Annotated in this window: 9 protein-coding genes; 4 read left to right on the forward strand and 5 right to left on the reverse strand. The window is 39.8% G+C overall.

Going from position 1 to position 12,248, the window contains the following annotated elements:
- Positions 1–17: 17 nt before the first annotated feature.
- On the reverse strand, positions 18–3,419 hold the full coding sequence (locus tag ABZP26_RS10535; RefSeq protein ID WP_013465305.1) for a chromosome segregation SMC family protein: 3,402 nt from the start codon (positions 3,417–3,419) through the stop codon (positions 18–20).
- Between the two features lie 68 nt (positions 3,420–3,487).
- Positions 3,488–4,219, reverse strand: a complete 732-nt coding sequence (locus ABZP26_RS10540; RefSeq protein ID WP_013465306.1) for an RNA methyltransferase — start codon at positions 4,217–4,219, stop codon at positions 3,488–3,490.
- Positions 4,220–4,391: 172 nt separating this feature from the next.
- On the opposite strand from ABZP26_RS10540, the gene ABZP26_RS10545 reads away from it, so the two are divergent.
- The 3 genes from ABZP26_RS10545 to ABZP26_RS10555 are packed head-to-tail and all read left to right on the forward strand — an operon-like array spanning position 4,392 to position 6,810.
- Positions 4,392–5,480 (forward strand): YjgN family protein, encoded by a 1,089-nt coding sequence (locus ABZP26_RS10545; RefSeq protein ID WP_013465307.1) that lies wholly within the window; start codon positions 4,392–4,394, stop codon positions 5,478–5,480.
- The gene (locus ABZP26_RS10550; protein WP_368484932.1) at positions 5,480–6,520 is read left to right on the forward strand and encodes a M48 family metallopeptidase; all 1,041 of its coding nucleotides are present in this window, start codon (positions 5,480–5,482) and stop codon (positions 6,518–6,520) included. Before ABZP26_RS10545 ends, ABZP26_RS10550 begins: the two co-directional genes overlap by 1 nt.
- Entirely contained in the window at positions 6,517–6,810 is a 294-nt protein-coding gene (locus ABZP26_RS10555) for a hypothetical protein (RefSeq protein WP_013465309.1), read from the forward strand. The genes ABZP26_RS10550 and ABZP26_RS10555 overlap by 4 nt, the downstream gene beginning before the upstream one ends.
- A 62-nt stretch (positions 6,811–6,872) precedes the next feature.
- Here ABZP26_RS10555 and speB read toward each other — a convergent pair whose 3' ends face one another.
- The 3 genes from speB to ABZP26_RS10570 all read right to left on the reverse strand — a co-directional run bounded on the left by speB (position 6,873) and on the right by ABZP26_RS10570 (position 10,315).
- Positions 6,873–7,796: an agmatinase gene (gene speB / locus ABZP26_RS10560; RefSeq protein WP_013465310.1), complete on the reverse strand. Its 924-nt coding sequence runs from the start codon at positions 7,794–7,796 to the stop codon at positions 6,873–6,875.
- Between the two features lie 3 nt (positions 7,797–7,799).
- The gene (gene speA, locus ABZP26_RS10565) at positions 7,800–9,713 is read right to left on the reverse strand and encodes a biosynthetic arginine decarboxylase (protein WP_036954001.1); all 1,914 of its coding nucleotides are present in this window, start codon (positions 9,711–9,713) and stop codon (positions 7,800–7,802) included.
- A 143-nt stretch (positions 9,714–9,856) separates the two neighbouring features.
- The gene (locus ABZP26_RS10570; protein WP_013465312.1) at positions 9,857–10,315 is read right to left on the reverse strand and encodes a GNAT family N-acetyltransferase; all 459 of its coding nucleotides are present in this window, start codon (positions 10,313–10,315) and stop codon (positions 9,857–9,859) included.
- A gap of 202 nt (positions 10,316–10,517) precedes the next feature.
- On the opposite strand from ABZP26_RS10570, the gene ABZP26_RS10575 reads away from it, so the two are divergent.
- Positions 10,518–12,122 (forward strand): methyl-accepting chemotaxis protein, encoded by a 1,605-nt coding sequence (locus tag ABZP26_RS10575; RefSeq protein ID WP_036953998.1) that lies wholly within the window; start codon positions 10,518–10,520, stop codon positions 12,120–12,122.
- Positions 12,123–12,248 lie beyond the last annotated feature (126 nt).

The raw sequence follows: 12,248 nt of genomic DNA on the forward strand, positions 1-12,248 counted from the left end.
AGCAAATGACTATAAAATTATGCATGTGCAAGTTGCACCGCTTGTTCAATATCCACAGCAACCATGCGCGACACGCCGGGCTCTGCCATGGTTACACCCGTTAATCTACCCGCCATTTCCATTGCAATTTTATTATGACTAATATAAATAAACTGCACAGATTGTGACATTTCTTCAACCAAACGGCAAAAACGAACCACATTGGCATCATCTAATGGAGCATCTACCTCGTCCAGCATACAGAATGGAGCTGGATTGAGCCTGAATATAGAAAACACCAATGATAATGCGCTCAGCGCTTTTTCTCCACCACTTAACAAATGAATTGTCGAATTTTTTTTACCTGGTGGCCTTGCCATTATACTAACACCACTTTCGAGTAAATCGTCACTGGTTAATTCTAAGTAAGCACTGCCGCCGCCAAACACTTTGGGGAAAAGCTGGCCAAAATCGTGATTTACCTGATCAAACGTAGACTTAAAGCGCGTTTTTGTTTCACGATCTATTTTATGAATAGCGCCTTCTAAAGCTGTTAATGCTTGGGTTAAATCGTCCAGCTGATTATTTAAATAATCACTTCTTTGCTTCGCTTGTTCAAATTCATCAATGGCTGCAAGGTTAACAGCTCCTAATTGCTCTAGCTGATTACTTACTCCAGCAAGTTGATTTTGCGCCGCATTTAATGACAACTCTGCAGGAAGCTCTGCTAATACCTGTTTTAAATTTTGATTAAGCTCACTAAGTGGCTCTAGTACCGCTTGCGCTTTTATTAGTAAGCTTTGCTCTTCAATACTCAGTTTTTGATGCTGCTCTTGCAATGCCACCAGCTCAGTCTGTGAACTTTTTAAACTCGCTTGTTTGTTTTGTAATTCTTGTTTTGCTTGAGCTAACTGCTGCTGGGTATCCACAAGGGTTTGTTCGCCTTGTTGGTGCTGTACTAATAATTGCTCAATACTCTCTGCAAGCTCTTGCTCAGGAATAAGTAACGCTTCAATCTGCTCTATTATCTCTTGCGCACCCTCTGCAGCAGTTGCAAGCGCCTGTACAGCATGGCTAAGTTTTGTTTGACTGAGCTGCCATTCACTTCGTGCTTTTTGCTCATTAAGGTTTGCCTGATGCGCTAGTGTTTTATATTGTTCAGCATTATTCAAAGCTTGTTTGTAACGCTCATCACTATTTATTCGTGTGCTATCGGCTTGGTTAAGCTCTTCAGCTAAGGCCTGTAACTGCTGTGCAAGCTGTTCATTTTTATCGAGCTCTTCGCTCAATAATTCGCTTAACTGCTGTTGTTGCTCTAGCAGAGGCAGACGCTGTTGTTGTAATTTTGTTAGCTGCTGCAGATGCTGATCAGCTTGCGCTTTAAGCATATCGCCACGCGTTGTTGCTACAGCAAGTTGTTGTGCTAATTGATGAATAGTGTCTTTGCGCTCATTTTGCTGAACAGTTAACAATGCAGCCTGCGTTTTATGTTCTTCAAGCGTGGAGTGTGCGTTCGTCAATGCCTGTTGTTGTTGCTCAAGTAAGGTTTCTTGCTGCTTGAGTTTTTTGTGCATTAATAATAAGGAATTTTCTGCATTTTTATCGCCACTTACATGCCAGTTTCGACCGTGTAATGCCCCTTGCTTATCTATAACCGCAATATAACTATTGTCGTTAAGTGCGCTTATATCGCCGGCTTCATCATAAGCAATATGATTTAATAACTCAGGATACACACCTGTGGTAATAAACGCGGCAATACTGTGCTTAGCTGCAGACTGCGATGCAATTTCCCACGTGCTATTTTCTGCTTTACCTTGTGATATATGAATGTGCTCAAGTGATGACAGCGCCTGCTCGACTAAAAACTCATATCCCGACTGAACAGTTAACTGCTTAAATAAGGTTAAACTTTCATCGCTGCTTTTTTCAAGCCCAAGAGTAGTTTGTAGCCCCGCTATACCGGCTTTTAATTCATTTACTTGCTGAGATAAATGCTGCCAATCTTGCTGTGCATCATCTAGCTGTTGCTGCTGAGTAGTTTGCGCAGTTTGGCCTTTACTGTGAGCCGTTTGCGCTTTCGCTAGCTGCTCAGTCAGGGCTTGTCTGTGCTGTTGTTGCTGAGTTAATAGCTGCTCTATCTCACTGTGTTTTAACTCATCTATTTGCTCATCAAGCTGCGTTAGTTGTTGCTTAACATAACTGCTTTTCTGTTCTGTGTGTTTTACTGCGTTGGTATGCGCTAACTGCTGATTATGCAATTGTTGATAATCTTCTTTTAGCGATTGCCAGTGTGATGTGTCGGCATTTTTAATCTCCAGCAGCCGATTAACCTCATCGCTAAGCTCTATAACCTGCTCGCTACACATTAAGTTATGCTCTACAGCCTGTTGTAAGCTGTCATCTAACTCTTGGCAGAAACTTTGTTGCTGCGTTTTGACTTCTTCACTTTGATTTTTTTGTTGCTCTAACTTGGCTAAATTTTGTTTCAGTGACAGCGTTTGTTGTTGAATGCTAATTTGCTGCTGTTCACTGCGAGTCAATTCTGTATGTGTATGGTGCTGCTGTTGCTGTGCATCATTAAGTTTATCTTGCTGAAATTGTACTTGAGCTTCAAGACTTGCCAGAACATCATCATGGCCTGAATGCGCCGTTTTAAAAAAGCTGATTTGTTCATCCAGTTTTTTTATTTGTGCGCTTTTATCAACTTGTTGCTGATGCAGCTTTTGCCATTTTAATACCGCTATTTGCCCCTTTAAAGTGCGTTCTTGGGTTTTAAATTCGCGATATTTTTTAGCATCAACCGACTGTACTGCAAGTTTATCAAGCTGGTTTTGTAACTCTTGGCGAACATCGAGGAGTCGCTCTAGGTTTTCTCGGGTGCTCTTTATGCGGGTTTGCGTTTCACGGCGGCGCTCTTTGTATTTCGATACGCCTGCCGCTTCTTCTAAAAAAACACGCAGCTCTTGCGGTTTGCTCTCAATTAAACGCGAGATCATGCCTTGTTCTATAATGGCGTAACTACGCGGCCCAAGCCCAGTGCCTAAAAATATATCGGTAATATCACGTTTGCGGCATTTGCTACCATTTAAAAAGTACAGCGATTGGCCATCGCGAGTTACCAAACGCTTAATAGCCACTTGGTTACGATCAGCAAAGGTATTGGGTAATTTACCTTGGGTATTATCAAATATGAGTTCAACAGAAGCTTGTGAGATGGGCTTGCGGTTAGTGGAGCCATTAAAAATAACATCTGTCATGGCATCGCCACGTAAATTTTTAGCTGAGCTTTCACCAAGCACCCATCGCACCGCATCAATCACGTTCGATTTGCCACAGCCATTAGGGCCGACAACACACGTCATTTGATCCGGAAATGGAATTTTAGTGGGCTCTACAAAGGATTTAAAGCCCGCTAATTTTATAGTGCTTAAGCGCATCTGTTTGTTTTACCAATTTTTATTATTTTTGTTAGTTGTTACAATTTAACCTATTTTTAGGCAAAAGGTTAAGCTTGGCGTTTAAAGTTATCTAAAATAATGCCCGTTGCCATTGCCACATTAAGTGATTCAGCGCCACCAAAGGCAGGGATGGTAATTTTATTTGTTACCAGCGCGGCACACTGCTGACGTATACCATGTGACTCGCTGCCCATTAATAACACCCCTTTCCCAGCAAACTGGCAATGATGGACATTCTCGCCCTCTAAAAATGCACCATAAATAGGCACATCCAAAGATGTTAAATAGCTAGGTAAATCAACTTGGCTTACCGATACACGAACAAATGACCCCATAGTGGCACTAATTGTTTTTGGGTTATACGGATCGGCACTGTCGGTGCTGGCAACAATGTGTTTTATGCCGTACCAATCAGCCACGCGAATGATGGTACCTAAATTACCCGGATCAGACACTCCATCTAAGGCCAATATTAAGCTGTTTTCATCGGGTAATGTGGTACTTGGCATATCAACAATGGCAATCGCCGCATTATTACTGACTAAAGTACTTACCTTTGTTAACTGCTCTTCATCTGCTGTAATAAAATGCGTTTGAGGGTATGCGCTTTGGTTATTATCAATAAAGTTTTGCGTTGCAAACACATCGGTTACTTTTAATGGGCTATTTAATAACTCCAGTACATTTTTTTCGCCTTGTACAAGGTATTGATTAAGTTGCTTGCGGTACTTCTTTTGGCCAAGCTGGCGAATTAGTTTAAGTTGGTTTTTTGAAATCATGTCAGCCCCGTTAAATTATCTGCACAGTATACCAGAGGAGACTTAAAGTGCAGCCCTATAAACAGCAAAAGCAATAAAATTAGCCTACTTACAATAAGCTAGCTAATCATAAAGATTGTTTTTATTCTCTAAAAAGGATAAATTTACAAAAAATTACAAGGATTTTTTTTAAATGGAATCAATACACCCAACTTCATCTGAGTCAAACCAAACACCCTCCTCTATTTTTAGCGGTAAAGTACAATTTAGCGGCAAAAGCGGCGAATTTTTTGGCATATGGAGTGTCAATATACTGCTAAGTATTATTACTTTAGGAATTTATTCTGCATGGGCAAAAGTACGCACCTACCGTTATTTTTACGGTCATACGCGTATCGACGGTCATAGCTTTGACTACCTAGCCACTCCTATACAAATTCTAAAAGGCCGCATTTTAGCGGTAATCGTGTTTTTAATTTACACCATACTAAGCAGCCTCGCACCGGCGATAGGCCTTTTATTTGCTATTGGTTTTTTATTTTTGTTGCCATGGATCATTAACCAAGGTTTGCGCTTTAACATGCGTATGACCCGCCATCGTAATGTACGCTTTGCTTTTTCAGGTAATTACGGCGATGCATTTATTAACTTTGTTTTATTGCCTATTGCAAGTGTATTCACATTACACCTATTACTGCCGTATGTATTAAAGCGAATTGATCAATATATGCATGAAAACATCAGCTATGGAAATAAACCACTTACAGTAAATCTTCAGGGCGAACGCTATTACATCGCAGCACTTATTACCCTGGGAGTTGCAATAGGTGGCTTAGTTATTTTTGGCTTCTTTGCTGGTGCAAGTGCCTTAACGATCGATAACTTAAACACACAAAACTTTAGCCTTTCGACAATTGTAGTGCCGCTATTAATTGCTGCGTTGTATGTTGCGTTTTTAACACTGGTAGGCGCTGTTTATCATTCGCTTATTCGAAATCATATTTTTAATAACAGTGAATTTACAGAAGTCGCTACCTTTGATTCGAACTTAAAAGCCATTGACTATGCCATCTTACTATTTACCAATGTACTGGCAATTATATTTACCTTAGGACTTGCCTACCCTTGGGCTAAAATACGCAGAGCAAAGCTATTAGCATCAGTTACAGAAGTCACTATTTATAGCGGCGCACTTTCGTTGATTGATGTTGCACAAAATGAGCAGTCATCATTTGCTGAAGAAGCTGCTAATGTGTTTGATATTGATATTTCACTCACCTAATGAGTAATTATCCTATTTTTGGCTGTTATTATTACCCTAATAGCAGCCAATATATTAAAAGCTACGCATACCTTTCCCATGAGCAAATAACGCTTGTTGACTCTGAGAATACGACGTTACTTTCATCAACTTTAGACGATTGCCAACTTGATAGTCCGTTACCGGGCATGGCATCAGAGTTAAATTTTGCTGATGGTGGGCGATTTGTTCCTCAAGATGTAGAATTTAGATGGCCATTCACGCTTAAAAAGCATGGACTAAGTGAACGCTTAGAAAAAAATAAGATTCTTATTGTTGCATCCGTGCTGCTAATTCCCCTATTGCTTTGGTTAATTTTATACCGCTTAATACCATCAGTAGCCGTATATAGCGTTAACTTAGCACCTGCCTCGACAATTGAAACTATGGGAAAGCAAACGCTCAGTGTGATAGAAAAAGTCGCATTAGAACCTTCTCAACTTTCTACTAATAAGCAATCAGAAATACAGCAACAATGGCGTTTAATGCTTAACTCACTCAATTTAGACAGTGCAAAATTTAGACTCTCTTTTTATCAGTCAGATTATTTTTCAGCTAATGCGTTTGCTCTTCCTAATGGGCGGGTTGTTGTGACTGACGAACTTGTTGAGCTATTAAAGAATGAACCTGATGCCCTGCGTGCTATTTTACTTCATGAAATTGGTCATGTTCAACACCATCACAGCATTCGCCTTGCAGCACAAGCTGCAGCGAGCACCGTTGTATTTGCAGTTATTTTTGGTGATTTAGAAGGGATATTAGAGGTCGTGCTTGGCTCTGGTTCATCTTTTTTACAACAAGCGTTTTCACGAGATATGGAACAAGAGGCCGATGAATATGCTATTAAAAATCTTTTAAAATTAGGATATTCTAACCACGACTTTGCTGATGCAATTGAAGCACTGGAAAATAATTTAAAAGCACAAGAGGCGACCCTTGATGATACTTGGTTAAAGTATTTATCAACACACCCAAGCTCTCAAGAGCGAATAGAATATGCGAGGCAATATAAACCACTATGACCCCTGAACTGAATTTATTGTTATTAGTCATCATTATGATAACGCTTGGCTACGGGTTTATTTATCCGCGCTTTGCAGGCAGCAGCTTTAAAAAGGTATCGGTACAAGATTTATTTGCAACAGGCATTACGCTATTAATTGCATCTCGCCTTTATTACAACTCGGGCGTGCAATTTAGCTGGTTACTATTTGAAGTTAATTGGTTTTGGTTTACTTTTTTAACTTACGTAATAATCGAAATTCCGGTGTTTTTTATTTATGCTAAAAAGCACAATATGCAGTTTTCATAGTACTCTTATTTTTATACAAAAAAGCGCCAAATTGGCGCTTTTTTGAGCTGCATTAAAACATACTAATATTTATGCTTAAGTGCCCACAAATGCAATAATTCACTGGCAATCGTTGCTGCGGCAATGGCGGTGAGCTCACTTTGGTCATAAGAAGGCGATACTTCAACTACATCCATACCCACCATATTAATGCCTTTGAGTGCACGTAAAATTTTCAGCACTTTATCAGAAGTTAAACCACCACATACTGGTGTACCTGTACCTGGCGCAAAGGCAGGGTCTAAACAATCTATATCAAAGGTTAAGTAAACCGGTAAATCGCCCACTCGCTCAATAATCTGCGCTGCAATATCATTCGCATGAAGATCATTGGCCTGCATAGCATCAATCACTGCAAACTCATGCTTGCTTTGATCAAAATCGGTACGAATACCGAGCTGAATACTGTGATTAACATCAATCAACCCTTCCATTGGCGCATGATAAAACATAGTACCGTGATCAAAACGCGATCCATTGCTATAGGTATCGGTGTGCGCATCGAAATGCACTAACGCCATTTTGCCATGAATTTTTGCATGTGCGCGCAATAGCGGTAACGTTACGAAATGATCGCCACCTAAGCCTAATAATGTTTTACCTTGGCGAAGTATTTGCTCTGCCGCCATTTCTAGCTGGGCAGTAAAATACTCAGGATCGCCTACCGGATAGGTAAAATCGCCAGCATCCGCTACTTTTAGCCGTTCAAACAAAGGAAACGTCCACGGATATTTAGTATCTTCCCATGCTAAATGCACCGACGCTCTGCGAATTGCATCTGGCCCCAAGCGGGCACCAGGGCGCCCAGAGGTGGCTAAATCAAACGGTAAACCTAGTACTACTACATCGGCGTCTATGGCGTTAATATTTTGTACCATAGGACGACGTAAAAACGTCATCCCATTTGAGTATAATGAGTGGTCAACATGACCAAACAAGCTAGACATTGCTTATAACTCTTCTAAATAAGTGTAGCCGTCAAGGCCGCTTTGCAATTCGTCGAGGACGCTTTGCTGTTCATCTACTGCAATTTTTGCGCTGACTAACTGCGCATAAGACTGCTGAAAACCTTCAACATCTAAATGTACATAACGCATCATGTCAGCAACAGTATCACCGAGGTTAATTTCTGTAATGCTGGCAACACCTTGCTCATCCATATTGACAATAGCACTGTGCGTATCACCAAATAAGTTATGCATATCGCCTAGAATCTCTTGATAGGCACCCACCAAGAAAAATCCCATTAAATACGGTTTATCGGCTGAGTATTCAGGTACTGGTAACGTACTTTCAATACCTTGGCCATCTACATAATGCTCTAAAGCGCCATCTGAGTCACAAGTAATATCCAATAACACCGCGCGCTTTTGCGGTGCTTGCGTTAAACCACTTAATGGCAATACTGGAAACACTTGATCAATTCCCCACGCGTCTGGCAATGACTGAAACAATGAGAAATTTACAAAAAACTTGTCCGCTAAACGCGCATTTAGGTCATCTATAATCGGTCGATGAAAACGGTTTTTGTTATCCATTAATTTATTGAGTTCATAACAAACGCGTAAGTTTATTTGCTCTGCCCATGCACGCTGGGTTAAATCTAATAATCCCATCGCAAACTGACTATGCGCTTCGGCTAAATCACCTTGGCTGTCGTGAAAAATTTCAATTAATGCACGGTCATCAGTAAGCACATGGAGTTGTTGCCATGACGTCCACATATTTTTAAGTAGCTGCGGCGCTTCGTCAGCTGGTGCTTCTATTTCTTCTGGTGTATACGTTTCGGTGCCAATTACATTGGAAATAAGCACTGCATGATGCGCCGTTAATGCTCTTCCCGACTCTGAAATAATGGTAGGGAAAGGCTGCTCATACTGCTTACAAATATCACCTATGGTGTACACAATATTATTTGCGTATTCAGCTAAACTGTAATTCATTGAGTTGTGTGATTGACTGCGTGTGCCGTCGTAATCAACCGCTAAACCGCCGCCTACATCAAGACACTCTATGTGTGCACCCAACTTACGTAATTCACAATAAAAACGCGCAGCCTCGCTTACACCTAAGCGCACATCACGAATGTTGGCCATTTGCGAACCTAAGTGAAAATGCACCAGTTGGACTAAATCTAGCTGATCTGTTGCTTTTAAACGGTTTACTACATACAGCACTTGAGAAGCAGATAAACCAAACTTAGATTTTTCTCCGCCACTGGCTTGCCATTTACCTTTGCCCTGCGATGCTAAACGCACACGAATACCAATGCGTGGTTTTACATTTAATTCTTTAGCTTGGCTAAGTACCATATCCAGCTCAGACAGTTTCTCAAGTACGATATACACTTTATGGCCCAGCTTTTCGCCAATCAACGCTAAACGCACATATTCTTTATCTTTGTAGCCATTACACACAATCACCGCACTGGTTTTTTCAGCCAGCGCTAATACGGTTAATAACTCTGGCTTGCTGCCTGCTTCTAAACCCAGCTGTTTTTTTTCTACTTGTGCTTGGCTGGCAACAATTTCTTCAACTACTTCGCGTTGTTGGTTAACTTTAATCGGGTAAACTAATAAATAATCTTTTGGATAACCATAACTTTCTATAGCAGTATTAAATGCACCACATAAGCTATGCACGCGATGGTGTAAAATTTGTGGAAAGCGAACTAACGCCGGCAAGCTTAAGCCTTTTTCTTCAAGCTGCTTAGCAATGTCTGTTAATGCAATGGTTTGCTGTGGGGCATCAGCCTTGGGCGCAACATACACATCACCTTGATCATTAATACCAAAAAAACCTTGGCTCCAATGACGAACGTTGTAGCTCGTACGAGCTTGTTCAAGTGATGTTGTCTCTTTCATTTATCTTTCTCTTTTATTTATGAATGCCAAACCGGCTAGTTGCGCGCATTAAAAGAAAAATAGCGATTCATGTCCAACAAGTATTTCTACTCGTAACGAGTGAGGATTAAAATTGATAAAGAAAAACAGTAAATAGCGTATTATTAGCTGAGCGCAAGCTCCATAAATAGGCTGTTCGGGTTTTCTGTGTATTCACCAAAAGGGGCACATTGTACAAACCCTAAATTCTCGTAAAGATGGATTGATTGTCTTTGCTTTGGCCCTGTTTCTAGCTTTATGATTGGGATTTCTTCTTCGCCAGCATGGTGTAATAATATTTGCATAATACGGCGCGATAAGCCTTTTCCGCGATAACTAGGTTTGACATATAAACGGCGTATCTCACCATAGGGCTGGGTATCAAACTGCATAACAATCGCCCCACAAGCAATAATCCCCTCTTCATTTTTCAAGCCTATTGCATAGACATTGGGTTGGCCCAATTGACTAACAGACAATGACTGTGCTGTCGCTACTGGATATAAAGAATTAATAAGTCTGTCGATATCAGAAAAAACATTAATCACATCGGGATCATCAGGGGTTAAATCTATTAACTGCATAGGTTATCTCTAATTTATTTTCTTATTTGTTAGCAAACTATAACGCATTGTAACAAATGAACAATAACTATGTTTTATGTCATTACTTTTAAAAAATACCGACACAAAATTATTATTGCAAAATAAAAAACAATAGTTTGACCTAGATGTACTATGACGGGCGTATAATGCAATCAATTAGAGTGTAAATTAGGAATAAATAATGTGGTTTAGCCCAAAAAAAAGAAAACAGGCGTTTGCAAAACAGCTAGTTAGTACACACGAAGCAGCTGCGATTATCGTTAACAACGACAACACTGTTATTGCAGTGAATGATGAGTTTACATCGCTAAGTAAGACACTTAACCAAACTAATGACACTAATACATTAACTTATTTAAATAAACGTTATAATCCAACAGGCAAAACCATTGCTTGTGGAAATAATTTGTTTTTAACCCAACACATTAGCCCGCTTACATTAAAAGAGCTTCATACATGCTCGCTACATGTATTTAAGCCTGAGCCGATAAGAGTGTTAGATGAGCAAGCTTGGCAAACACTTCTGAGTTTAGGTGAAGATATCTATGCAGTCTTCGATGATAACTCAAAGCTTGTTGCGAATAATTTAGATACGTCGAACAGTGCCGACGCAGCACTACTGCCCAAAGAAAACACTAAATTGCTAAACGTTTTACAAGATGCTTTAAATAGCGAACACGGTTCACTGTGTTTATCTGTAAAAGACAATATTTATTATAATGTTACCCACACTACTTTTAACTTCAATAATACCTTGTTGTCTGCATTTGTATTATCAAAACAATCACAAGTTGAAGACTATAAGCAATTTGAACTGTTATCTAAGGTGGTCAGCAATACCAGTACTAGTGTACTTATTACCAATAAAGATGGCTTAGTAGAATATGTTAACCCTGGCTTTGAAGTACTTTCAGGTTATACACTTGCAGAAGTAAAAGGCAAAAAACCAGGCAATTTCTTGCAGGGAGAACAAACAGACAAAGAAACCGTTAAGCGGATTTCAAAAAACCTTAAAAACAAACAACCATTTTATGAAGAAATACTAAATTTTGATAAAAATGGTGTGCCATATTGGATTGTTCTGTCGGTAAACCCAACATTTGATGATAATGGCCAGCACACAGGGTTTGTGGGCGTAAGTTCAGATATTCGCGAAATTAAGCGCCAAGTACTTGAACAAATAAACCAAAAAGATGCAATAAGTAGCCACTCGGCTGTGATTGAGTTTAATGAAGATGGCCAGTTCCTATCTGCCAATGAGTATACCGAAAAGCAATTAAACATATCTGAGGGCTCAAACATAGCGAGTGTGTTTGGTAATTTAAGGGATCATTTAGACGCTTCACGTATTCAAATACTCAACCAAGGCAAGCCGACTGAAGTAATGATGTCATTGACGCATCAAAATGAAGACGTAACGCTAGATTGCATTATTTCTTCTATTACCGATTTAAACGGTAAGGTTTCTAAATACGTTGTATTTGGTAGTAATGTCTCTTCTAGAAACAAATTAGTTACTGGAACGCATCAATCAATGTCAACCGTATTAGGGAAAATTCAAACTACGGTCACCACCATCAATGCCGTGGCAGATCAAACTAATTTACTTGCTCTTAATGCGGCCATTGAAGCTGCGAGAGCCGGTGAAGCTGGACGAGGTTTTGCCGTGGTTGCTGACGAAGTACGTAACCTTGCCAAAACGTCAAACGAAGCAGCGGCACAAATTGGACTTTTAATAAATGAAACTCAAACGCACGTTGACGAGCTGGCCTCATTTTTAAAATAATTAAATAGTTTGAGAAAACTTAACAAACTTGCTCAATCAACAAATTAAACTGTTCTTTAGTAAATTATTTTAATCCGGTAGAGTTGATATAGGCTGAAAAAATGTGGCTGTTTTTTGTTAAAATTT

The sequence above is a fragment of the Pseudoalteromonas sp. SD03 genome (assembly GCF_040937955.1).
GTDB classification, from domain to species: domain Bacteria; phylum Pseudomonadota; class Gammaproteobacteria; order Enterobacterales; family Alteromonadaceae; genus Pseudoalteromonas; species Pseudoalteromonas tetraodonis.

Excerpts from the sequence above, each read along its gene's own strand:
- ABZP26_RS10535 (WP_013465305.1), bottom strand. The coding sequence starts at position 3,419 with ATGCGCTTAAGCACTATAAAATTAGCGGGCTTTAAATCCTTTGTAGAG.
- ABZP26_RS10540 (WP_013465306.1), bottom strand. The coding sequence starts at position 4,219 with ATGATTTCAAAAAACCAACTTAAACTAATTCGCCAGCTTGGCCAAAAG.
- ABZP26_RS10545 (WP_013465307.1), top strand. The coding sequence starts at position 4,392 with ATGGAATCAATACACCCAACTTCATCTGAGTCAAACCAAACACCCTCC.
- ABZP26_RS10550 (WP_368484932.1), top strand. The coding sequence starts at position 5,480 with ATGAGTAATTATCCTATTTTTGGCTGTTATTATTACCCTAATAGCAGC.
- ABZP26_RS10555 (WP_013465309.1), top strand. The coding sequence starts at position 6,517 with ATGACCCCTGAACTGAATTTATTGTTATTAGTCATCATTATGATAACG.
- speB (WP_013465310.1), bottom strand. The coding sequence starts at position 7,796 with ATGTCTAGCTTGTTTGGTCATGTTGACCACTCATTATACTCAAATGGG.
- speA (WP_036954001.1), bottom strand. The coding sequence starts at position 9,713 with ATGAAAGAGACAACATCACTTGAACAAGCTCGTACGAGCTACAACGTT.
- ABZP26_RS10570 (WP_013465312.1), bottom strand. The coding sequence starts at position 10,315 with ATGCAGTTAATAGATTTAACCCCTGATGATCCCGATGTGATTAATGTT.
- ABZP26_RS10575 (WP_036953998.1), top strand. The coding sequence starts at position 10,518 with ATGTGGTTTAGCCCAAAAAAAAGAAAACAGGCGTTTGCAAAACAGCTA.